The 22,673-nt window shown below is 60.2% G+C and carries 23 protein-coding genes and 1 pseudogene; 6 read left to right on the top strand and 18 right to left on the bottom strand.

Annotation, left to right across the window (positions count from 1 at the left end):
- Positions 1-16: 16 nt before the first annotated feature.
- The 9 genes from ACKLNI_RS02095 to ACKLNI_RS02055 all read right to left on the bottom strand — a co-directional run bounded on the left by ACKLNI_RS02095 (position 17) and on the right by ACKLNI_RS02055 (position 7,858).
- A complete protein-coding gene (locus tag ACKLNI_RS02095; RefSeq protein WP_413717337.1) occupies positions 17-727 on the bottom strand; it encodes a c-type cytochrome in 711 nt (236 codons plus the stop codon).
- Positions 727-1,827, bottom strand: coding sequence for a c-type cytochrome (locus tag ACKLNI_RS02090; RefSeq protein ID WP_413717336.1), 1,101 nt, complete (start codon positions 1,825-1,827; stop codon positions 727-729). The genes ACKLNI_RS02095 and ACKLNI_RS02090 overlap by 1 nt, the downstream gene beginning before the upstream one ends.
- Positions 1,811-3,067: a sulfite dehydrogenase gene (gene soxC, locus ACKLNI_RS02085; protein ID WP_413717335.1), complete on the bottom strand. Its 1,257-nt coding sequence runs from the start codon at positions 3,065-3,067 to the stop codon at positions 1,811-1,813. The genes ACKLNI_RS02090 and soxC overlap by 17 nt, the downstream gene beginning before the upstream one ends.
- 9 nt (positions 3,068-3,076) lie before the next feature.
- On the bottom strand, positions 3,077-4,774 hold the full coding sequence (gene soxB, locus ACKLNI_RS02080; RefSeq protein ID WP_413717334.1) for a thiosulfohydrolase SoxB: 1,698 nt from the start codon (positions 4,772-4,774) through the stop codon (positions 3,077-3,079).
- Positions 4,775-4,859: 85 nt separating this feature from the next.
- Positions 4,860-5,708 (bottom strand): sulfur oxidation c-type cytochrome SoxA, encoded by an 849-nt coding sequence (soxA, locus tag ACKLNI_RS02075; RefSeq protein ID WP_413717333.1) that lies wholly within the window; start codon positions 5,706-5,708, stop codon positions 4,860-4,862.
- Between the two features lie 58 nt (positions 5,709-5,766).
- The gene (gene soxZ / locus ACKLNI_RS02070; RefSeq protein ID WP_413717332.1) at positions 5,767-6,096 is read right to left on the bottom strand and encodes a thiosulfate oxidation carrier complex protein SoxZ; all 330 of its coding nucleotides are present in this window, start codon (positions 6,094-6,096) and stop codon (positions 5,767-5,769) included.
- A 17-nt stretch (positions 6,097-6,113) separates the two neighbouring features.
- Positions 6,114-6,530, bottom strand: a complete 417-nt coding sequence (soxY, locus tag ACKLNI_RS02065) for a thiosulfate oxidation carrier protein SoxY (RefSeq protein ID WP_413717331.1) — start codon at positions 6,528-6,530, stop codon at positions 6,114-6,116.
- Positions 6,531-6,557: 27 nt separating this feature from the next.
- Positions 6,558-7,031: a sulfur oxidation c-type cytochrome SoxX gene (gene soxX, locus ACKLNI_RS02060; RefSeq protein WP_413717330.1), complete on the bottom strand. Its 474-nt coding sequence runs from the start codon at positions 7,029-7,031 to the stop codon at positions 6,558-6,560.
- A gap of 98 nt (positions 7,032-7,129) precedes the next feature.
- A complete protein-coding gene (locus tag ACKLNI_RS02055; RefSeq protein ID WP_413717329.1) occupies positions 7,130-7,858 on the bottom strand; it encodes a cytochrome c biogenesis CcdA family protein in 729 nt (242 codons plus the stop codon).
- Between the two features lie 58 nt (positions 7,859-7,916).
- Between ACKLNI_RS02055 and ACKLNI_RS02050 the strand changes: the two genes are divergently transcribed.
- From ACKLNI_RS02050 to ACKLNI_RS02040, 3 genes are read left to right on the top strand one after another with little or no spacing between them, the layout of a single operon-like run.
- Positions 7,917-8,312 (top strand): hypothetical protein, encoded by a 396-nt coding sequence (locus ACKLNI_RS02050; protein WP_413717328.1) that lies wholly within the window; start codon positions 7,917-7,919, stop codon positions 8,310-8,312.
- Complete coding sequence (locus tag ACKLNI_RS02045) at positions 8,296-8,664, top strand: ArsR/SmtB family transcription factor (RefSeq protein ID WP_413717327.1); 369 nt, start codon at positions 8,296-8,298, stop codon at positions 8,662-8,664. The genes ACKLNI_RS02050 and ACKLNI_RS02045 overlap by 17 nt, the downstream gene beginning before the upstream one ends.
- A 49-nt stretch (positions 8,665-8,713) precedes the next feature.
- Entirely contained in the window at positions 8,714-9,769 is a 1,056-nt protein-coding gene (locus ACKLNI_RS02040; protein WP_413717326.1) for a YeeE/YedE family protein, read from the top strand.
- A 3-nt stretch (positions 9,770-9,772) separates the two neighbouring features.
- Here ACKLNI_RS02040 and ACKLNI_RS02035 read toward each other — a convergent pair whose 3' ends face one another.
- The gene (locus ACKLNI_RS02035; protein ID WP_413717325.1) at positions 9,773-11,038 is read right to left on the bottom strand and encodes a glycerate kinase type-2 family protein; all 1,266 of its coding nucleotides are present in this window, start codon (positions 11,036-11,038) and stop codon (positions 9,773-9,775) included.
- Between the two features lie 52 nt (positions 11,039-11,090).
- Between ACKLNI_RS02035 and ACKLNI_RS02030 the strand changes: the two genes are divergently transcribed.
- Complete coding sequence (locus ACKLNI_RS02030; protein ID WP_413717324.1) at positions 11,091-11,912, top strand: aldo/keto reductase; 822 nt, start codon at positions 11,091-11,093, stop codon at positions 11,910-11,912.
- A 2-nt stretch (positions 11,913-11,914) separates the two neighbouring features.
- Here the strand turns inward: ACKLNI_RS02030 and ACKLNI_RS02025 are convergent, their stop codons facing one another.
- The gene (locus tag ACKLNI_RS02025) at positions 11,915-12,616 is read right to left on the bottom strand and encodes a DnaA N-terminal domain-containing protein (protein WP_413717323.1); all 702 of its coding nucleotides are present in this window, start codon (positions 12,614-12,616) and stop codon (positions 11,915-11,917) included.
- 342 nt (positions 12,617-12,958) lie between these two features.
- Between ACKLNI_RS02025 and ACKLNI_RS02020 the strand changes: the two genes are divergently transcribed.
- A complete protein-coding gene (locus tag ACKLNI_RS02020; protein ID WP_413717322.1) occupies positions 12,959-14,251 on the top strand; it encodes an AAA family ATPase in 1,293 nt (430 codons plus the stop codon).
- Positions 14,252-14,255: 4 nt separating this feature from the next.
- Positions 14,256-15,296, top strand: a complete 1,041-nt coding sequence (locus tag ACKLNI_RS02015) for a ParB/RepB/Spo0J family partition protein (protein WP_413717321.1) — start codon at positions 14,256-14,258, stop codon at positions 15,294-15,296.
- Positions 15,297-15,478: 182 nt separating this feature from the next.
- Here ACKLNI_RS02015 and ACKLNI_RS02010 read toward each other — a convergent pair whose 3' ends face one another.
- The 7 genes and pseudogenes from ACKLNI_RS02010 to ACKLNI_RS01980 all read right to left on the bottom strand — a co-directional run.
- Positions 15,479-16,624 carry an iron-containing alcohol dehydrogenase gene (locus ACKLNI_RS02010; RefSeq protein ID WP_413717320.1) on the bottom strand — a complete coding sequence of 382 codons (1,146 nt, stop codon included), beginning with the start codon at positions 16,622-16,624 and terminating at the stop codon, positions 15,479-15,481.
- A gap of 1 nt (position 16,625) precedes the next feature.
- Positions 16,626-18,002, bottom strand: a complete 1,377-nt coding sequence (locus ACKLNI_RS02005; protein WP_413717319.1) for an aldehyde dehydrogenase family protein — start codon at positions 18,000-18,002, stop codon at positions 16,626-16,628.
- Between the two features lie 3 nt (positions 18,003-18,005).
- Positions 18,006-19,370 (bottom strand): glutamine synthetase family protein, encoded by a 1,365-nt coding sequence (locus ACKLNI_RS02000; RefSeq protein ID WP_413717318.1) that lies wholly within the window; start codon positions 19,368-19,370, stop codon positions 18,006-18,008.
- A gap of 63 nt (positions 19,371-19,433) precedes the next feature.
- Positions 19,434-20,471: a TRAP transporter substrate-binding protein gene (locus ACKLNI_RS01995; protein ID WP_413717317.1), complete on the bottom strand. Its 1,038-nt coding sequence runs from the start codon at positions 20,469-20,471 to the stop codon at positions 19,434-19,436.
- Between the two features lie 56 nt (positions 20,472-20,527).
- Positions 20,528-21,853 carry a TRAP transporter large permease gene (locus ACKLNI_RS01990; RefSeq protein WP_413717316.1) on the bottom strand — a complete coding sequence of 442 codons (1,326 nt, stop codon included), beginning with the start codon at positions 21,851-21,853 and terminating at the stop codon, positions 20,528-20,530.
- Positions 21,850-22,428, bottom strand: a complete 579-nt coding sequence (locus ACKLNI_RS01985; protein ID WP_413717315.1) for a TRAP transporter small permease subunit — start codon at positions 22,426-22,428, stop codon at positions 21,850-21,852. The genes ACKLNI_RS01990 and ACKLNI_RS01985 overlap by 4 nt, the downstream gene beginning before the upstream one ends.
- A pseudogene (locus ACKLNI_RS01980) lies at positions 22,425-22,673 on the bottom strand (N-formylglutamate amidohydrolase); the annotation flags it as partial. The pseudogene ACKLNI_RS01980 and the gene ACKLNI_RS01985, both read right to left, overlap by 4 nt.

Here is a 22,673-nt window from a genome sequence, read left to right as displayed (position 1 = left end):
CAAAAAAAAACGCGCCCTACTCTCCGAGGGTCGCGAAATAAGCGGCTAGGGCCGCTATCTCTTCGTCGCCCAGACGGCCGGCGACCATGTTCATAACCGGGTGCTCCCGGACCTTGTTCTTGTAGGCGTGCATCGCGACCACGAAGTCCTCCTCGTGCCACAGAACGATCGAAGGAATGCCCTTGTCGGCCCCATCGGCCTGATGGCAGGTCGTGCACTCGCTGGAGAGGTACTCTCCGTATTCCCGATCTCCCTCAATCGCGAGAATGGCAGGGTCAATATCGTGATCGGTCGGCGTCGCGGTCGGATCTGCCTCGGGAATGTTCGCCGGCGATGCGGAGTAGGAGCGCAGATAAGCCAGGACATCCGCGCGATCCTCGGCATCGTCGAAACCACGGAAACTCATCCGGGTTCCGGGTACCAATGCCTTGGGGTTCTCAAGAAAGGCATCGAGTGTATCGAGATGCCATTCCAGCCCCTTTGAACCAGCGCGTTCGAACGCCTTGGAGTAACTGAAATCTTCGATACCAGCCGCAGACCGTCCGAAGATGCCGTTCAGATGCGGTCCGACCCGGTTTTTCGCCTCGGGGCCGACCTGATGGCAACCCGAGCACTTGCCGAACAGCTCCTCACCGCGCGACACGTCACCCAGACTTTGTGCGACCGCTGCGCCTGCGAATGCAAAAAGCGCAGCGGCCGCCAGGGAGGTCTGAAAAATCCCAGGCATCACTCGGAGAAGGACCGCAGATACGCGATCACGGCCGCGCGATCTTCCGCTGAGCTGAGCCCGGCAAAGCCCATCTTGGTGCCCTTCATGTAGGAACGCGGCTTTTCGAGAAAGGCCGACAGTTCTTCTTCGGTCCATACCAGTCCGCCTTCTGCAGCCGCTGTCATCGGCTTGGAATACTTGCTGGCGAAACTTTCCACACTTGCGGCCGGCCTGTCCACGATGCCGTTCAGAACCGGGCCAGCGCGGTCCTTGGCGCCGTCGCCGACCTGGTGGCAGGACTGGCACTTCTTGAAGACGGCCTCGCCCGCCTCGACCATTGCCGGGTCGACAGCGGCCACCTCTTCGGCGGCATCGGTAGCGGATTCGGAGTCCGTCGAAGCAACCTCAACTTCCTCTGCCTCCGCAGCTTGCGGGACTTCTGGCACAATGCCGTCTTTGGCCGCCTGAACCGCCTCTTTCAGCTGACGCGCGCGCGTTTCTTCCGGAGTCACGTCAAGAACCGCAGCTCGCATCGTGATCTCGACCGTGTCCTTGCAGTTCTCCATGCATACATCGCCCGAGAAGGCCGCAAGCTCCACTTCGGCGCGGTCATCCATGTAGAAATTCGGCTCGTTCGGAAGCCGGATTTCCTGGAAGTTCTCGTTGCTGAGCGTGAAATCATCATCGACGAGGTCGTTGAGGTAAAGAAGGTAGGCGGTGATCGCATAGACCTCGTCATCCGTCAGCGACTGGGCGTCGCCGAAAGGCATGGCGCGGTGCACATAGTCCCAGACCGTCGAGAGATATGGCCAGTAGGACCCGATCGTCTTGACGGGCCGGTCGCGGGTCAGACTATCCTGCCCGCCAGCCAGCACCGGCCAGCGACCTACGGCCTCGCCGAAATCACCGTGGCAGACCGCACAGCGCTCAGCGAAAACCTCTTCCCCGGTCCAGACGTCACCGGACCCTTCGGGAAGTCCGAGGCCGTCGGGCCGAATATCGATATCCCAAGCCGCGATTTCGTCTGGAGTCGCTGGACGCCCAAGGTCGAAACCTGCCGCGTACGCCGGGGCGGACGCGACGATGAGGGCTGCGGTAAGATTAAGAAACTTCGACATTTTCCGCGATGCCTTTCTCGTTGACGTACCAGGTCTGGATACCGTTGTTGTGGTAGATTGAGTTTTCGCCCCTGATCGCGCGGAGCTCGCTTTTCGTGGGCTGGACATAGCCCGTCGAGTCATGCGCCCGGCTTTGCAGAAGAAGCGGCGAACCGTCCCAGTCGAACTCGTAGTAGAATCGATGCATCGACTTATCGAGGCTGGGTCCGGACATCCGGGCCTCGGCCCAGTTCTTGCCGCCGTCGATCGAGACGTCGACCCGTGGGATCGTGCCGCGACCGGACCATGCTACGCCGGTCAGGACAGTCGGGCCGCTTTTGTGGAGGATCGGCGACTGCGGGCTGGGGTTGGTGATGACCGACTTGGCGTCCATCTCCCATGTGAAACGCCGGGCTTTTCCGTCCTTGAAGAGATCGGTGTACTTGGAGGTCTCTTCGCGGTGATGCCAGGGCTGATCGCCGACTTCGATCCGGCGCATCCACTTGACCCACATGTTGCCTTCCCAGCCGGGCACGACCAGGCGCACCGGATAGCCCTGCTCGGGGCGAAGCGCCTCTCCGTTCATCTTGAAGGCGACAAGGCAGTCATCCATCGCTTTCTCGATCGGGATCGAGCGGGTCATCGCCGAGGCGTCGGCACCTTCCGGCATGATCCATTTGCCGTTGGTTTTAACCCCTGCGGTTTCAAGCAGATAGCGCAGCGGGACACCCGTATACATGACGTTGTGGATCATGCCGTGCGTAAACTGGCACCCGTTCAGCTGGGCGCCACGCCATTCCATGCCGCTGTTCGCCGCGCATTCGAGAAAATGAACCCGGTTTTCACGGGGAAAGCGCATGAGGTCCTGAAGGGTGAACACAAGGGGGGTGTCCACGAGACCGTTGATCATCAGCCTGTACTTGGCAGGGTCCACATCGGCGATGCCGGCATGGTGCCGCTCGAAGCAAAGGCCGTTCGGGGTGATGATGCCGTCGAGTTCATGCAGCGGCGTGAAGTTCACCGAGGAAACCGGATCGGCGGTCAACCATTCGACGCTGCGGCGTTTAACATGTGCTTCGTATTCCGACGGATAGCCGTAGGGCCGTGCATCGACGCCTTCGCCAAGTGCCACAGACCAATCCTGCAGTTCGGTAATCGCGGGATCGCCTGCAGCGTTTGCTTTGGCGGCAACGGTCGCGCCACCGGCAGCAATAGCGCCTGCCAGGAAACCTCGCCGTGATGTCTTTGGTGTTTCGTTCATCTCGACCTCCTACCCGGTCACGACTTTGACTGTGTCATTCTCTCCGACGGAAACGGTGCCCTTCCGACGGATATAGTTTTCGACCACATCCCAGATCGGCGGACCTTCGGTGCCTTCATTCACGCTGGCCCATCCGGCAACGACATAGGGTTTGGCGGGGTCGATCGCCTCGCCGGTCCTGAGGAGCGTCATTTCGGAAATGCGCTCGCCCTGCGGCTTGTTGATGTCGATCCGGTAGCCCATGCCACCGACCCGAACCATGTCGCCACCCTGCTGGTAATAGGGATCCGGGTTGAAGATGTTATCGGCAACGTCTTCTAGGACAACATGCAGGAATTCACCTGTCATTTCAGTACGATAAGCGTTCGGATACGTCATCGAGGTGACGTTCCAGATATCCTCGCGCGTGATGTCCTGCCCCGGAAGGATCGAGGGCCCCCAGCGGACGCCGGGGCTGAGCGCGATATCGGCTTCGCGCTCTTCCAGAAGCGCGTCGCAGATCAGGTCGTCCCAGGTGCCGTTGAAGTTGCCGCGACGATAGAGCGTTCCGTCGGCCTGGCCTATGACTTCGGTCAGTTTGTCTTCGTAAGGCGCGCGGTCGGCGTCTATCTGCGCGGCCATCTCGGCGTCGGGTTCGATCACGTCGGAGAAGATCGGGATCAGCTTGTGGCGGAAACCCATCATCCGGCCGTCGCGTACATCGAGGTCCACGCGGCTGACGAATTTGCCATTGGACCCGGTGGCGACGATGATCGTCTCGCCCACCAGGACAGGTTCCGGCAGGGCATCGTGGGTGTGGCCCGACAGGATCACGTCGATGCCGCTGACGACACTCGCCATCTTCTTGTCGACGTCGAAACCGTTGTGGCTGAGGACGACGACCAGATCGGCGCCCTCTGCACGGACTTCGTCGACCATTTCCTGCATCCGCTCATCGCGGATACCGAACGAGTACTCGGGGAACATCCATCCGGGGTTCGCGATCGGCATGTAGGGGAAGGCCTGGCCGATGACGGCGATCTTGGCACCGCCACGCTCGAACCAAGTGTAGGGCTCGAAATTCTCGGCCGGTTCGTCCCATTCCGCATCGAAGATGTTCTGCCCCAGCGCCGGGAAGCCAACCTGATCGATCAGTTCGAGTACACGTTCGGTGCCCAGCGTGAACTCCCAGTGGAAGGTCATCGCGTCGGGCTTGAGCAGGCCCATGGCGTTCACCACGTCCTGGCCTTGCGTGTGGTAACAGCCGTAGGAACCATGCCAGGTATCGCCGCCGTCGAGCAGGATAGCATCGGGGCGTGCGGCGCGGATTGCCTTGACCACCGTGGCGATCCGATCGAGTCCGCCCATGCGGCCGTAGGCTTTGGCGAGAGACGCGAAGTCGTTGTAGGACAACGCATAGTGCGACGCGCTGCCATCTTCGATTCCGTAGAGACGACGGAAGTCTGCCCCGGTAATGTGCGGCACGGCTCCCTTGTTGTCCCCTACCCCCAGGTTGATCTCGGGTTCGCGGAAATAGATCGGTTTCAGCTGGGCGTGAATGTCGGTCATGTGGATCAGCGACACATTTCCGAAGGTCTCGAACTCCAGCAGCTGGTCCTGCGACAGCGCCTGTTGCGCGGCAAGCTTGGCCCAGTTGCCAAAGCCCGAGCCACCATAAATCGCGGTGGTCGCCATGGCGGCTTGCAGAAAATCGCGACGCGATATCATGGGTCAGTGTTCCTTACATATTCGCATTCGTGAATTCATCACGGAAGAAAAACCCCGCGCGAGGAAATCCCGCGCGGGGTCGTGATTACTGTCGGACCGCCGGGGTTTCGACCGAGAGGCCATTCCCGCGCGAAGCGACGTATAGCTCCAGAGCGCGGAATTCGTCGGTGCCTACGCTGAAAGTCTCAGCCATTGTGTCGCGAATGCAGCCCCGGAAGCGGTTGTGCACAGACACCAAGGCGGCGTCTTTCAGACGATAGACGGGGAAACCGTTGATCTGGCCTTGGCTCAAGTGGTCGGCCCGGATCATGTTGCCCCAGTTGTCTTCGTGGCAATTCGCGCAGGACAGCTCGAGCTGGCCATAGCGCGTATAGTACATCTCCTTGCCCTGCTCCCAGAAAGATGATGCATCGCCGTCAATCGCTACATTCATCGGCAAGCCTCGAGACTGCAGCTTGAGCAGTCCGACCATTCCCTGCAGCTCCTGGCTGTTCCAGCTGAGCGCCTCAGCCTTCATCCGTTCGGTGCGGCAGTTGTTGATCAGATCTTCCATCACGACGAGCTTGCCATCCATGACCTTCGGCATCGTCGAAGCAAGGCCAGCGAAGCTATCGACATCGCCATGGCACGAGGCACAGCTTTCTCCAGCCTCGCCTTCGACCGTCGCATAGGCGTCAGCCGCCGCGTCGATGGCCAACATCGCCGGGTTGTCGAAGTCGTCCAACTGCAGAGCTTGCGTATCATCCGTCCGGAAGCGCCAGCCGGAATAGATCGTATCGATGTATTCCATGTGCTCAGGCGCAGCCGCCTCGGTGATCATCTCAACTTCACCATTGACGACAAGGTTGTCTTCGTCCGGCCCAGCAACTGCGGCGCTGCCAAGTGCTGCAGCGATTGCAAACGCGCTGAGGAGACCTGTCGAAGTGCTCTTCATTTATTTCCTCCCTAGGATCGCCCCGCCGATACCCGACGGGGCGCATGGTCTCCTGAAATCAGCCTACAGTGATCGACTGGGTATCGGTGTAAACTGAACCGTCGTCGTCGTACCAAGTGAACGTGAACTCGCCGGATTCCGGCACGATCGCCTCGAACTCAAAGTACGGGTTCGTCGAAATCGCCGGCTCCAGCGTCACATCCAGAACATTCTGGCCGTTGAAATCGACGACGAACCTGTTGATGATCGAGCGCGGGATCACGTTGCCGCTGCTGTCTTTACGCTGGCCCGATTCCATTTGGTGGCTGATCAACGTCTTGATCGTGATCGCCTCGCCGGCAGAGGCCGACTTTGGAACTTTTACGCGGGGCTTAACTCCGTCTGCCATGTGTCTTCCTCCTCTACTCAGCCGCCGCAGCCGCCGATGGTAACCTTGACCGTTGCCGAGGTCTGGACGAACGAACCGTCCGCCATCTTGGCAACAGCGATTACGTCCTGCGTTTGCGCAAGACGGATACGAGTCGACGCGGACTGCGATGCAGCCAGCGGTCCGAAATTGAACGTTGCGACCGGCGGCACGGGGTTTCCGGCGGCATAAACTGCGATCGAAACAGCGCCAGGCGCGCTGACCGAGATCGGAACGGTATTTCCGTTTTCAGCGATTTCCGGGGCGTTGAGCGTGATGCCCCCTTCGCCAACGGCTGCGCCGCCGGTGAAGGCCGCGATATCATCCTCAATCGCCGCCATGGCGCGCATGGGCAATACTGCGGCCGCTGCGGCACCCAGACCGACGATCAACGTCTGGCGTCGTGTAAGCTCCATAGTCATTTCCTCCGTTCGGGGTCGCAATCAGTTTTCCTTGAGCGTCAAGAGAAACGCGACCACATCCTCTACTTGCTGCGCCGTAAGGAGCGGCTCAACCGGACCTTCAAGCGCCTTTCCGGTAAACGCCTTGCCCGGTCGAACGAAACCTTCTGTCCTGTAGAAAGAAGGCATGACCGAATCCGGGAACATCTCTTTCGCATTGGAGACGATTCCCCGCAGCTCTTCTTCTGACCAGCGGTCCGCGACGCCATCCAGGCTGGGACCGACATTGCCGTGGAACGGGAACTCTGACAGCGCCGTCACTTCGTGACACGCAACGCAGTTGCCTGCTCCCTTATTCATGACCTGGCGGCCGTTGTCTGGATCGCCGGCGATACCGGTAAGCGATGCCGAAACTGCGCCATCAGTGAATGATACGGCAGTGGGCGCGACTTCCTCGGCGACGGCCGCGCCGATACCTAGGGCAAGGGTCGCAGATGCAGCGATAAAATGTTTCATGGGTCCTCCCTGATCCCGAGTTTGCATACCGTAGCGCACAGTACGGGCGTAACGCAACAACAAATTCAATTAAATGAATACAGTTGTATGTCAGACAATTATCCGAACGTCGGCCAGTACATCACCATCCAGTTGGCGATCCAGTTGATCGTTTCGGTGGCAATGAGGACACCGAAGAGAATCAGCAAAAGCCCCATGGCCTTTTCGATGCGTCCGAGGTGCCGGCGAAAGCCGGACATCCACTTGAGAAAGGGACGAATGAAGGCCGCCGCCAGAACGAAGGGAAGCGTCATGCCAAGTGAATACGCCACGAGCAGCCGAACGCCTTCACCGACGGTTTCCTGGCCTCCGGCGACGAACAGAATTGCCGCGAGAACCGGTCCGACACAGGGCGTCCACCCGAAAGCAAAGGCCAGTCCGATCACATAGGCGCCCGGAATACTCACATTCGACGTCGAGCCGACATCGGCGCGAAACTGACGGTACAGGAACCCGATCCGGATCACGCCAAGAAAGTGCAGGCCCATGGTGATGATGATTGCTGCCGCAATCCAACGCAGCACGTCGAACCACTCACGAACGAGCTGACCGAATGTCGTAGCGGCAGCGCCCAGCCCGACGAAGATCGTCGTCACACCCAATGCGAAGGCGATCGCTGCCAGCACCGCACGATTGCGCACGGCAGCCGGCACCGGTCCGTCACCAGCCATATGGACAGATGAGCCCGCGAGGTACGACAAATAGAAAGGCACCATGGGGAGGACGCATGGCGAAAGGAACGATAACAGCCCGGCCAAAAGGGCTCCGCCGAGGGACACATCAAACACAGCCCGACCCTTTCTCCATGCTTGAAAAATTCACATATTCAAATTATGTTGAGTCTTTATGAAACGTCAATCGATGCTGTATCGCGGACTATCCGCGTTGGTGACCGCCGGCATGGTTTGCCTTGCGACGACGCCGGCGCGCGCCGAGACATTCCTGATCATGGCAGAAGAGGCCGGATGCATATGGTGCGCCATGTGGGATCGGCAAATCGCACCGATCTATCCGAAGACGCCTGAGGGTCGGGTCGCACCTTTGCGGAAAGTGGATATTCACGGTAATTTGCCGGAGGATGTCGTTCTGACCGGTCGGATCACATACACGCCGACCTTCATTCTTGTTGACAAGGGCCGAGAAGTTTCTCGAATCGAAGGCTATCCCGGAGAAGATTTTTTTTGGGGGCTGCTTGGAAGGATGCTGAAGGAGGCCGGGATCGATCATGACAAGTCTGGATGAACAAGGCGGCTACGAACCTAAATCGCTTCCGCGGATCACGCGCGACACATGCCCGGAAGATCTGGACAAGATGATCGACAACGCCCAGACCGCCGCGAATTTTCTCAAAGCGATTAGCCATGAAGGCCGGCTGATGATCCTTTGTCACCTTGCCTCGGGCGAAAAATCGGTCACGGAACTGGAAGAGCTTCTTTCGGCGAGACAGGCGGCTGTGTCGCAGCAGCTTTCTCGTCTTCGCCTCGAAGGACTGGTGACGCCGCGTCGCGACGGAAAGACCATTTATTATTCACTAGCGGACGAGCGGCCAACCCGTATCATCGACGTCGTCTACGATCTGTTTTGCAAAAACTAGGGAAAACCTTGGCAGAACGCAGCATCCGCGCTTTGGGAGGGGCACGAGCATGCTGGAATTTCTAGGGGAACCAACGGCTGTAGCCCTTGTCGGGCTGGCGGGCGGGCTTCTTTTGGGGCTGGCGGCCCGTTTGGGGCGATTCTGCACACTCGGCGCGATAGAAGACGCCCTTTACGCAAACGACACCCGCCGCTTGCGCATGTGGGGGGTGGCCATCGGCGTGGCCATCATCGGAAGCTTCACCGCGATGAGCCTCGGCCTGCTTCCTGCAGAGAACACTCTCTACCTGATGCAATCCTGGAGCCCTGCCGCCAGCATCATTGGCGGACTACTTTTCGGTTATGGAATGGCACTTGCCGGTAACTGCGGGTTCGGCGCGCTTGCCCGGTTCGGCGGCGGAGATCTGCGGTCGTTCGTCATCGTCTTGGTGATGGGTCTTTCGTCGTTCGCGGTTCTTTCCGGCCCGCTCGCCTATCTCCGCGTCGCAGTCTTCCCAACCTCTCCCTCGACAGGGAGTCTTCCGGGTATTGCGCATTTGCTCGGCGACCAGTTGAGCATGTCGCCCACGGTTCCCGCGTTGCTGATCGGAACACTTTTCATCGCGATTGCACTTGCCGCGCGCCAGATGCGCAATAGCCCGGCCATGATCTTCTGGGGTGCCGTCGTGGGCGTTGCGATCGTGAGTGGCTGGGTGGGGACCGCATGGGTCGCCGCACATGGGTTCGCGGCCCTGCCAGTCGTCTCGCACACCTTCTCGAGGCCACTCGGCGAGACGATGCTCTATGTCATGACATCGTCCGGGCGCAGCTTGTCATTCGGCATCGGCTCCGTTGTGGGTGTGCTGGCCGGCGCGTTTATCGGCAGTTTGCTGAAGGGCCATTTCCGTTGGGAAGCCTGTGAAGACCCGCGCGAATTGCGGCGTCAGATCACCGGTGCAGTTCTGATGGGAACAGGGGCCGTCGTGGCGCTTGGCTGCACCGTGGGACAGGGCTTGTCGGCCTTCTCAGTCCTGGCGTTTTCGGCCCCGGTCACGATGGCCGCCGTCTTTGCGGGGGCGGCCATTGGCCTGCGACAGCTCATCACAGGCTTCCTGCCCGCCGCTTAGTCTCTATTTCAGGAGAATCGCGCGAAAATCGTTCACATTCGTACCTGTAGGACCCGGTACAAACAGGTCGTCAACCGCCTTGAACGCACTCCAGGCATCATGTCCTGAAAGTATCGCGGCAGGGTCGATGCCCCTGCCCCGCATCCTCCGCCAACTGGAGCCATCGGCAAATGCGCCGGCGTTATCTTCCGACCCGTCAATTCCGTCGGTATCGGCTGCCAGTGCCGATACCTCCAGCCCTTCGGTCCCGCCTGCCAGCGAAAGAAGAAACTCGGTATTGCGTCCGCCCTTGCCGCCTTCGTGCCGGATCGTCACAGTTGTCTCCCCGCCGGACAGGATGACCACGGGCTTGGAAAAGGGTCGATTGCGGAGCGCCACTTCGCGGGCAATGGCAGCATGGACCAAACCAACATCCCGGGCTTCTCCCTCGATGGCGTCGGACAGAATGACCGCCGGGACTCCGGCGGTTTCCGCAACCTTGGCGGCGGCCTCAAGAGACAAGGATGCCGATGCGATGACGCGCACTTCATTCCTTGCGAAAGCGGGATCCTCAGGTTGCGGGGCTTCATCCGCAGACCCGGCGAGCCAGTCCTTGATCCGGACTGGCAAGGCAATGCCATAGGCCGATACCAGTGCCATCGCCTGTTCGCGGGTTACCCTGTCGGGCACCGTCGGACCGGACGCAACCTGAGCCGGATCGTCGCCCGGCACGTCTGAGACGACGAAGCTCAGGACACGGGCCGGATAGGCTGCCGCGGCAAGCCGTCCCCCCTTGATGCGGCTGACCTGTTTTCGAATGGCATTCATCACGGAAATGGGCGCGCCAGAGGCCAGAAGAGCCTTGTTTAGTGCCTGTTCGTCTTCAAGCGTCAGACCCTTGGGAGGCGCCGGTAGAAGGGCGGAGCCGCCACCGCAGACAAGCGCAACGACCAGATCGTCCTCGCCAAGGCCGGAGACCGCATCGAACAGCGCCTGTGTCGCGTCGAGGCCTGCTGTATCCGGGATAGGATGCGACGCCTCAAGAACCCTGACGTGTCTGGTCTCGCACGCATATCCGTAACGCGTGACAACCACCCCTTCGATCGGTTCGCCCCAGAGTTGTTCGAAGGCAGCCGCCATTTGTGCGGCCCCCTTCCCTGCCCCAACAACAACCGTCTTGCCCGCCGGCTTAGCAGGCAGATTTGCGCGAAGGGCTTCCAGCGGATCCGCGGCGCGAACGGCCGCATCGAATAGAGACGTCAGAAATGCGCGATCGTCGGGGTCGATCATCCGGTGTGCCTCGTCTAGAGTTTCGTGTGAATCTGGAAAGAGGTGTCCCCTTATGAGCAGACTTTTTCAAGGCGCTAACCAGAGATTGTTCGGGACGTGGCCGCTCAAGGGCGATCAGGCCCGCGATGCGATTTTGTCCGCCGCCGAGGTGGGCTATCGCGCCTTCGATACAGCGCAGATGTACGGCAACGAAGCGGAAGTCGGCCAGGCGCTTCGGGAGACGGGTCTTGGCCGGAACGAATTGCTGATCCAGACAAAGGTCCACCCGGATAACTATTCCCGATCGGACTTCCTGCCTTCCGTGGAGCGGAGCCTGGAGGCGCTTGGCGTTGACGAGGTCGATATCCTGCTGCTGCACTGGCCCCCTGTTGGTGGAGCCGTCGAAGGGCCGCTGGATTTGCTGAATCAGTGTCTTCAAAGGGGGTTTTGCCGAGAAGTTGGGGTTTCCAACTTCAATCTCGACATGCTGCGGACCGCGAAGGACCGCCTTGATGCACCGGTTGCTGTCAATCAGGTAGAATTCCATCCCTTGCTGGATCAAAGCAGGCTTTTGAGTGGCGCCAGCGCCATGGGAGTTCCCCTTTCGGCCTATTGTTCGGTGGCTAAAGGCAAAGTGTTTGAAGAATCCTTGCTGGAGGAGATCGGGGCGTTGAATGGGAAGTCGGCGGCGCAGGTGGCGCTGCGCTGGCTGCTTCAGAAGGGGGTCGCGCCTGTCACAATGTCGACAAAGCCCGCAAACCAGGCCGCGAATTTCGACATCATGAATTTCTCGCTGTCTAACGTGGAAATGGCGATGATCGACAGTCTTGCAGTCCGTCGTAACTATCGCATCGTCGATGCCGACCGTATTGCCTGGGCACCGAAGTGGGACTGAAATCAAACTCTGCCGACCGAGTTGGCTGGGCCGCGTAGTACGACTTCGCGGGGCGTTTGCCATTCGGCTGCAATGGCGTCCACGATATCGCGGCCGAAGTGGGTTTTGATATACTCTGCGGCGAAGGCGCTTTTGGCTTCAAGGACAAGCCGCTCCCCGTCGTCCTTGGCGATGATCGGGGCTATCCAGGCCTCGAACTGAGCGGGAAAAAGGTGGGCCAGCTGCTGGCGGACTGCGGCCCAGCCGGACATATCCTCTGGCTGCACCATTGTAGCCCGAACCGTGTCGAGACGGATGACCCGATCACCGCCGGGTTTCAGACTGTGCATGCGTTCGCTGAAGTCAGTTCCCACGAGATCCCAGAATGGTTCGGTTATCTCGCAAATTCGAGGCAGGTTCAGGCTGTATGCGGCCACCCTACCCCGAACGCCGGTGCGTCGGCAGATCAGGATACCGGTGTCCAGCCAGTGCTTGACCTCTCGCTTCACGGTGCGTTCGCCGACACCCCAAAGACCGCCCATTTCGCGCTGGCCCATACTAAGTTCATTGGTTCGCCAGTTGTAGCGTGCGGTGATAAGAACCGAGAGGCGGGACATGGACAGCTGATCCCGGGCGCTTCCGTTCAGGCCCGACACCGCCAGAGCCGTGAGTATGTCATACTTGACCGCGCCCGAACCAGAGCCGGTAATCCGCCTATTTTCCATTCCTGAACCATGCTTTGCCTCAGTTGTCCGATCTCTGTTGGACCGATTCTTTTGTGACCTCAGGTAGGCATGATCTCCCGTAATCTGTCAAGTGAGAGGAAAATACGGGAAAAATGAAACTAAAAATCGAATCTGGTATTCAGGTGAAGGGTGACTCTTTGAGAGTCACGCAAAAGTCGACTCCGTGACACCATATTTGCGACAAGGTGACATCCTGTGTCACCTTATTTTGGTTTCTTCCAAAAAAACAAACGCGGTGAGCGCGTGAAAAATCTGGTTTTGCAGAAACCCGAAAATCCCGTTATTAGAAAAGTCAGAATAAAAAACGCGAGACTTCGAGGCATGAGAGACTATTCCGACCTTCAGGACATGAATGAGCGTAGCCTGGCACAGCAGGCAGCGGTTCGCAAAGCCACCTTCGATCCCGGTGAAGTCAAGGCGCTGAGGCCGTTTTCGATCTGGGAAATTTCGACCTTCATGTTTGGCGTGCCTGCGGACACGTTGCGGAAGAAGCTGGCGGATGACCCTACCCTGCCCCAGGGTGAGGTCGAAGAGGATGGGCGGCAGCGTTGGTTCCGCCTTGAGGAGATCAATGAGCTGCGCCGGCGGCTGCGGTTTCGGGGAAAATCTCTGTTGCCTGTTCGTCCCAAGGGACGGGCCATGCGGGTCGCGGTGAGCAACTTCAAGGGCGGCGTTGGCAAGACGGTTGTGGCGCAGCATCTGGCAAATGCGGCAGCGCTGGACGGATACCGGGTTCTGTGTATCGATTTCGATCCGCAGGCGACGCTGACCCACTCCATGGGCCTGGTCGAGGTGAAGGAGTGGAATACCGTCTGGGGCATAATGTGCCGCGATCTGTGCCGAGAGGCTGACCGGATTATGGAGACTTATGACGATCCCGAGGACTGCCCCTACCCGGCCGCCGACGAGTTGCCGCAGGACGTGCAATCGATCGGGTCGATGCGCGCACAGGATTTCATTGTCGAGACCTGCTGGCCGACGATCGACCTGATCCCGTCTTGCGCCAACGCGGCCTTCGTGGAGTTCGCGAGTGCGCAGTATCGGTCGCTGCACAAGGCCTGGAGCTTTTTCGGTTGCGTTTCGCGGTACCTGGATGAGCTTCCGGACGATCAGTACGACCTGATCATTTTCGACTGTCCTCCGGCCATCGGCTATCAGTCGCTGAACGCGGCCTTTGCCGCGGATATCCTCTATATTCCATCGGGCCCCGGGTATTGGGAATATGACTCGACCACCAGCTATCTGGGGCAGCTTGGGGACGCGATGGAAGATATCGCCGAGGGCTTTGGGCCGCTGGCGAAGGATGCCGGTCTGAAGCTGCCCAAGACCTACGCCGATATCCGCGTTCTGATGACGCGGTACGAGGCGACCAACACTTTGCATCAGGCGATGATGGATGCCTTCCGGAATGTCTTTGGCGCTGATGTCTGCCAGAATCCGATCGAGATGACACGGGCCGTGGAGCAGTCGGGGCGGTTCCAGATGAGCGTCTACGAGCAGGACTATCGCCAGATGACGCGCGAGACCTGGAAGCGCGCCAGAGCGTCGTTCGATCGTGCCTACGAAGAGTTCAAGGGCACGGTTCTGAAAGCCTGGGCGGCCAGCAAGGAGTGAGAGCATGACAAAGAAGAACAAGTTCGGGATCGAGCCTCTTGCACCGGTCGGCGGCATGCGCCGGGAGCGATCGGTAGGGCCGATGGGCGCAGCCGTGCGCGAGGCGGCTGACGATCTTCATGCTTCGACCGAAGCGAAGGTCGAACAGCGCCGGAAGAATGCCGAGGATGCAAAGGCGTTCCGGGACGCGCAGGCCGAGGGCAGGGTGCTTGTCCGAATTCCTCTGGGCGAGATCTCTACCAGCGCGCTGCCGCGGGATCGGATCGATCTTGAGGCGGTGGCGCTGGCTGATGAGATGGAGGAGTTGAAGTCCTCGATCCGTGCGCGCGGCCAGAAGGAGCCCGTAGAGGTGTTCCGGGACGCGGATGGAGTGTTGCAGCTGAAGAAGGGCTGGAGGCGCCTGACGGCGCTGCGGCAGCTTCTGGACGAGACCGGCGACGAGGCTTTCGGAACGGTCGTGGCGCGCATCGATGATAGCGCCGCGGAGCGTCTGGAGCGCTACATCGACATGGTGGAAGAGAATGTCGTGCGGGAGGATCTGACCTTTGCCGAAATGGCGCAGGTTGTTCTTGAAGCGGCAGCTGATCCGTCGGTCGAGGAGCGAGACACCGATGTTCTGGTGAACCGGTTGTACGGGTCTCTGCACAAGATGAAGCGGTCGTATATCAGATCGTTCGTGACATTGCTTGGCGAGCTGGGCGATGCGCTGCGCTGGCCAAAGGCGGTGCCACGGAACCTTGGTGTTGAGGTTGTGCGCAGGATGCAGCGCGAGGGTGACGTTGGAGGATTGGCGCGCGTGCTGCGCCAGGCCGGGTCGGCCGAGGCGCAGCGCGCGGCTCTGGAGCGTTACGCGAGCGGGGCAGGTGAGGCTGCGACCAAGCCCGTGGCGCGGCGGGAGAAATACGAGTGCAGGGTGGCGGACATGAAAATTACTGCGCGGGACGGCGAATGCCGGATCAAGGCGGACCTTGATTTCACCGGTGTACCGAGGGACCGGCTTGAAGAAGCGATCCGCGCGTTCGACAGGGTTTTGAAAGGCGGGTAACCCGTGGGTTACCGGGGGGAAAGGCAGGGCGTAACCCACGGGTTACGCCCTAAGTATTTGAAGAAAAAACGTTTTATGTTTTCTCTGGCGATATGGCGCCCGGTCGGCCCTCCGTCTGCAAGGCGTCGGCAAAACGTATGGCAAGGGCGCCCGCAGCCTTTAATAGACGGTAGGATTTCGCCTCAGAGAATCGCTTCGAACAGCGCCCTTGTGTTCGCTTCGGTCATTTCAACGGGGTTTCCGCCGGTGGACGGATCCCTCAGCGCGTCGGCGACCAGACGGTCCAGATCGGGGTCCTTGACGCCAAGGGCAGTGAGGGTTTTCGGAATGCCCATGCTGTCATTCAGATTGTCCACGAACGCCCGGAAGCCGTCGAAGCCGCCTTCGATACCCATGTAGGCTGCGGCCATGTCGAAGCGGCTGCGGATGGCGTCAGCGTTGAACTTCAGCACTTCGGGCATGCAGACGGCGTTGGTGGTGCCGTGGTGCGTATGGTGGTGGGCGCCGATGGGATGGGACAGCGCATGGATAGCGCCAAGGCCTTTCTGGAAGGCCGTGGCGCCCATGGCCGCCGCGCTCATCATCTGGGCACGGGCCTCGATATCGGTGCCGTCAGCATAGGCGCGGGGAAGGTAATCTTTCACCAACCGCATGCCTTCGAGCGCTATGCCTTGGCTCATCGGGTGGTAGTGTGGGCTGGAGTAGGCTTCGACGCAATGCGCGAAGGCGTCGAGGCCGGTACCGGCGGTGATGAATTTCGGCATGCCCACGGTCAGTTCGGGGTCGCAGATCACCACGGAAGGAAGCATCTTCGGATGGAAGATGATCTTCTTCTCGTGGGTTTCCGAATTTGTGATCACAGATGCGCGTCCGACCTCGGAACCGGTGCCGGCGGTCGTGGGAACAGCGACAATCGGATGGATGCCGGCCGGATCTGCGCGAGTCCACCAATCACCGATGTCCTCGAAATCCCACAAGGGGCGCGTCTGGCCAGCCATGAAGGCGATGGTCTTGGCGAGGTCGAGACCGGAACCGCCGCCGAAGGCGATAACGCCGTCGAAACCGCCGGAGCGATAGACGCGCAGGCCTTCGTAGAGGTTGAGGTCTGTCGGGTTGGCGTCGACTTCGAAGAAGATCGCGCGCCCCAGGCCTTCGCCTTCCAGGATATCGAGCGTGCGCGAGGTGATCTCCATCGATGCCAGGCCGCGGTCGGTGACCAGAAGCGGGCGCTTGATGCCAGCGGCCATGCAGGCGCCGCCGATCTCGGATATGCGGCCAGCGCCGAAACGGACAGCGGTGGGGTAGGACCAGTTGGCGGTGAGTCCCATGTCAGATATTCCTCAGATGATAGGATTTTGGCCTTGTTAGAGCCTGATATGCGAGTTTCGAAAGACCTGCGCCACGGCCGGTGTCCTTGCAGCCGGTCCAGCAGAGCGCGGGGTCGAGATAGTCGCAGCGGTTCATGAAGACGGTGCCGGTCTCGATCAGGTCACCAATCCGTTCCGCAGCATCCCGGTCCTGGGTCCAGATCGAGGCGGTGAGCCCGAACCGGCTGTCATTCATCAGGCGAACCGCTTCGGCATCATCGGCGACGGGCATGATGCCGACCACGGGGCCGAAGCTTTCGTCGCGCATGACGCGCATGTCGTGCGTGACGTTCGTCAGGATCTGAGGAGTGACATAGGTGCCTTGGCCGTCGTCAGCGGTCATCTGCGCGATATGCGCTTTCGCCCCGTCGGCCAGCGCTTCGGAAATCTGGGCCCGGACTTCGCGCGCGAATCGGATGTTCGCCATAGGGCCGAGAGTTGTTTCGTGGTCGAGAGGGTTGCCGAGTTTCTGGGCATTCACCCAGGCGACGGACTTCTCGACGAAGGGCTGGAACAGTGACTGTTGAACGTAAATCCGCTCGATTCCACAGCAGCACTGGCCCGCGTTGAACATGGCGCCATCCATCAAGGTATCGACGGCGGCGTCGAGGTCGGCATCGGCGCGGACGTAGCCTGGATCCTTGCCGCCGAGTTCAGTGGAGACGGGGATGAAAGTGCCGGCCGCCGCGCGTTCCATCGCCTGGCCGCCGCCGACGGAGCCGGTGAAGTTCACGAAATCGACGGCGCGTTCGGCGATCAGAGCGTTGGTGGTGTCGTGATCGATCACCACGTTTTGGAACACGTCGTGCGGAACGCCGGCTTCGTGGAAGGCCTCGGCCAGCCTTTCGCCGACCTGAAGGGTCTGACTGGCATGTTTCAGGATCACCGTGTTGCCGGCGATGAGAGCGGGGGCGATCGTGTTGATCGCGGTCATGTAGGGATAGTTCCATGGCGCGACAACAAGCACGACGCCCCACGGCACGCGCTTGATCATACGATTGAAGGTGTCGCTGTCCTCTATGACATCGGGCGCGAGGCATTCGCCGGCAATCCCGGCCATGTAGGTGACACGCTCGTTGAAGCCCCCGTATTCGCCGCCGTAACGGACAGGGCGCCCCATCTGGTGAGCCAGTTCGACCGCCATACGGTCGGTCGTCCGGCCAATGATCTCGTTCGCTTTAAGAACAAGATCGATCCGCTCCTGCAGCGGGCGATTCCGCCAGCGTTCCTGTGCAAGGCGGGATTTCCGAGCCGCTTCGAAGGCGACCTCGCGCGGCATTGTTTCACGCGTGAGATACACCGATCCGTCGATCGGTGAGATGAGATCGATACTTGGCATGGTTCAGGCCCTTTCAAAGCCCCTGGCGATTTCCCAATCGGTAACAACGGCGTCGAATGCTTCCTGCTCGATCTCTGCCGCGCGGGTGTAGTGATCGACCACCCAATCACCCATAGTCCGGCGCAGCATGGCCGAGTTTCGAAGCGTTTCGGTGGCGTCGCGAAGCGTGTGGGGCAGGGTGGGAATACCGCCCATCTTGTAAACATCGCCCGTGACCGGAGGTGCAAGCGAGAGCCCTTCCTCGATACCCGAGAGGCCGGCCGCGAGCTGAGCCGCGCAGGCGAGGTACGGGTTGATATCGGAACCGGGCGTCCTGCACTCGATACGCACGCCCTTGGTGCCGTCGCCGACGAGGCGATAACATGCGGTACGGTTGTCGATGCTCCACGCGATCTTGGTAGGAGCAAATGTGCCGGGCAGGAAGCGCTTGTAGCTGTTCACGTATGGCGCGAGGAAGAACGTGATGTCGGTGGAGTACTTCAGCAGGCCCGCGACATAGGATTTCATCGTGTCGGACATCGTCAGGTCAGCGTCCGCATCGTAAAACGCAGGCGAATCTCCCTTGATTAGTGACTGATGGATGTGCGCGGCGCTGCCGACCTTCTTGTGGTGCCACTTGGGCAGGAACGTCGCCGAATGTCCGTGCTGGGCCGCGATATCCTTGATCGCGTGCTTGGCCAGCGTGTGATAATCGCAGCAGAGAACCGCGTCCGCGTAGCGGATGTTGAGTTCTTCCTGGCCGGTCTCTGCCTCACCCTTGGTGTTTTCGACTGGAACGCCTGCCTCGACCAGCAGATTGCGGATCGGGCGCATGACGTATTCTTCCTTGGTCGTCAGCTGGATCGAGTAGTCGGCATTGTAGCCGGCCAGCGGCGCGAGATCGCGGAAGCCATTCTTGCGGGCATCGGTGTATGATTGTTCGAACAGGAAAAATTCCAGCTCGGTCGCCATCATTGGCGTGAAGCCCATGGCCTTGGCCCGTGCCACCTGATCCTTCAGGATCTGGCGCGGAGTGTGCGGGACCGGTTTGTGCGTGTGGTGGTCGATGATGTCGCAGATGACCAGCGCCGTGCCTTCAAGCCACGGAATGCGGCGAAGCGTGGACAGGTCCGGTTTCATCACATAGTCGCCGTATCCCTTTTCCCAGCTCGTCGACGCGTAGCCGTCGGGTGTTGCCATCTCGATATCGGTGGCGAAGAGATAGTTGCAGCAATGCGTTTCCTCGTGGGCGGACTCGAGAAAATTGGAAACGTGGAAGCGCTTGCCCATAAGGCGTCCCTGCATGTCGATCATGCAGACGAGGACGGTATCAATTTCGCCTGCTGCGGCGAGATCCTTCAGTGCGTCGAACGTGAGATTGGCGGTCATGTCTTCGGTCCTTCACCATTGGCGGAGTGGCGCCGCATCTGGCGCCACCCCGAGTCTCTTGCCCTATTCGAAGTTATAGGGAACCCCGGCCTGGTTGATGACCGAGTTGTATTCGCGGAAGATTCCGATGATCTTCTGATGCACTTCGCCTTCCTGCGCAATCTCGTCCCAGAACACCTTGGCGGCATTTTCGACCTCGGCCCATTCTCCCGGGGGCACCGAGCGAAGTTCGAGCTTGTCGCCGTTCGCGCGCAGCGCGGCCTCGCCACCCCAGTACCACTGGTTCCGGTAGGTGTGACCGGCCTCGATGCCTGCCATGACCACCGATTTCAGGTGATCCGGCAGTTCCGCCCAGCGTTCCTGGTTTGCGAACCAGGAGCCGATCCATGCGCCTGAGATGTTGTTGGTCAGGAAGTAGTCGGTGACGTTCGCCCAGCCGACCGTGTAGTCTTCGGTGATGCCCGACCATGCCATGCCGTCAAGCTCGCCGGTCTGCACCGCGACTTCGGCATCTTCGTAGGGGATGTTCACCGGCACGACACCGAATTGCGCCAGGAAGCGGCCGGCAGTCGGGAAGGTGTAGAGCTTCAGGCCGTCGAGGTCGGCGACCGAGGTGATTTCCTTCTTGGTGTTGAAGTTGCAGGGGTCCTGACCAGCAGCCGAGAGCCACTGAACACCAACCTTCGCGTACTCGTCGCGCCAGATGTCGGCCAGTCCGTACTGGTTGAAGAGCACGGGCACGTCGAGGATGTGCTTGGTTGCAAAGGGGAAATACCCGCCGAACTGGCGCGTTGCGGTCGGCGAGGCCATCGAGTCGTCGTCCGAGTGCACGCCGTCGATGGTGCCGCGCTGAAGCGCCTGGAACAGTTCGCCGGTGGGGACGATCTGGTCGGCGTAGAACAGTTCGATCTCCATCTCGCCGTTCGCGTTGGCATTGATATAATCGATGGCAGGCTTGGTCACGTGCTCGCCCAAAGCGCCGCCAGCATAGGTCTGGAAGCGCCATTTGATCGGCGCCTGAGCCTTGACGATTGCAGGGCTGGCGAGTGCGGCGGCACCGCCAATGCCCGCGGTGGTGAGGAATCTGCGTCTCGAGGTCATCTTTCTCTCCTTGAGTTGGGTGCTTCGCTCCGCTGCCGGAGTCTCTTTTTTCAATTTCAGTTTCCGTAGACGTAGTTGGGAAGCCACAGCGCGATGTTCGGGAATACCATCACAAGGGCAAGGGCCAGTCCCATGACGAGTACGAAAGGCGTGATCGAGCGATAGATATCGCCCAGGGTGACTTCGGGCGGCGCCATCGCGCGCATCAGGAACAGATTATAGCCGAAGGGCGGCGTCATGTAAGCGATCTGGCAGGTGATCGTGTAGAGAACGCCGTACCAGATGAGGTCGAAGCCAAGCGCGCCGACGAGCGGCACGTAGAGCGGCGCGACGATTACCAGCATTGCGGTGTCGTCGAGGAAGGTGCCGAGCAGGATGAAGGACAGCTGCATCAGGATCAGGATGACCCAGGGCGACAGGCCCAGCTTCTCGGTGAACAGTCCCTCGATCGCCTTGACTGCGCCCAGCCCGTCGAACACTGCGCCGAAGGCAAGCGCGGCCAGGATGATCCACATGAACATGCAGGTTATGCCGAGTGTCTTGCGGACCGCGATTTCGAACACGTGCCATGTCATGCGACCTTTCAGGACCGCTGCCATGAAGGCCGCGATGGCGCCGACCGCGGAGGATTCGACCAGCGATGTCCAGCCCTTCACGAAGGGGACCATCATGGCGAAGAAGATGAACAGAGGGAGGAGGCCGGCGGACAGCAGCCGCAGCTTCTCGCGCATGGGAATATTGCGCTCTTCTTTCGGCAAGATCGGACCCAGGGAAGGGTTCAGTTTGCAGCGAATGACGATGTAGAGGATGAAAAGACCCGCCATCATCAGGCCGGGCAGAACGCCTGCGAGCCAGAGCTGACCGACGGGCTGGCGCGCGATCATGGCATAGAGGACGAGCACGACCGAAGGCGGCACGAGGATGCCGAGCGAGGAACCGGCCTGGATTACCCCGGTCACCATGCGCTTGTCATAGCCTCGCTTCAGAAGTTCGGGCAGGGCGATTGTTGCTCCGATTGCCATGCCCGCGACAGACAGGCCGTTCATTGCGGAGATAAGCACCATTAACCCGATCGTGCCGACCGCGAGGCCGCCCGACAAGCCGCCCATCCAGACGTGGAACATCTTGTAGAGATCGTCCGCGATGCGACTTTCGCTCATCACGTAGCCCATGAAGATGAACATCGGCAGCGTCAGAAGCGGATACCACTTCATGACCTTGATCGCTGCTGCGAAGCCGAGGTCGTATCCGCCGCGATCGCCCCAGAGGAAGAAGGCCGAGACGACCGCGACAAAGCCGATCGCACCGAAGACGCGCTGACCCGTCAGCAGCATCAGCATCATCGACGAGAACATGAGGAGCGCGATGGCCTCGTAGCTCATGCGGCATCCTCCCCGGGAGCGGTGTTCGTCAAGTCTATGTCCTTTGCTCCCATATCGTGGCCCATCGTGCGAAGGATGTCCTTGAACAACTCGCTGATCGCCTGGAGCAGCATCAGAAAGATGCCGATCACCATGATCGTCTTGACTGGCCAGAGATAGGGCCGCCACGCGGAAGAACTGCGCTCGCCACCGTACTGGAAGGAATACATCAAGCTGTCCCAGCCGCCCCAGAGCAGGAATGCGAGATACACGATCAGGAACAGCACGCTCATGGCATCAACCTGTGCCTTGCGACTGTCGGACCAGGTTCCGTAGAGCAGGTCCATCCGAACGTTCGATCCCATCTGGATCGAGTAGGGGCCGCCGAGCATGTAATAGGCCACCATTGCGAACTGGGCCATTTCGAGGGTCCAGAGGGATGGGTTGATCCCGAAGCCGAGGTCGCTTCCGACTTTCGTGAAGGTCGACCACAGCAGAATGGCCATCATGACAAAGATGCCGTACATGACGATCCGTCCGATCCAGCGGTTCATGCGGTCGACGATGCGAACATATGCCTTCATCGCTCCGGTCATGCTGCGTCGGCTCCCTCGGCGAGAGCTGCGGACAGCATGTGCTGGAGGTTTTCCGCCATGCACGTCACCTGGGACGCATCGGACAGCAGATCGTTTCGGACTTCGATCATGACATTGCGCAGTCCGCGCGCCGTGGCATGTCTCGCCAGCGTGTGGGTGACGCCATCGGCTGCGGAATAGGGCTGATTGAGTTCGGTTCTGAAGCCGGGATCCGCGAAAGCCAGCATTGCGCGCGCCAGAGCAGG

The sequence above is a fragment of the Silicimonas lutimaris genome, from assembly GCF_047314965.1.
GTDB lineage: Bacteria > Pseudomonadota > Alphaproteobacteria > Rhodobacterales > Rhodobacteraceae > JAVJUV01.
This window is presented reverse-complemented; position numbering and strand designations above follow the sequence as displayed.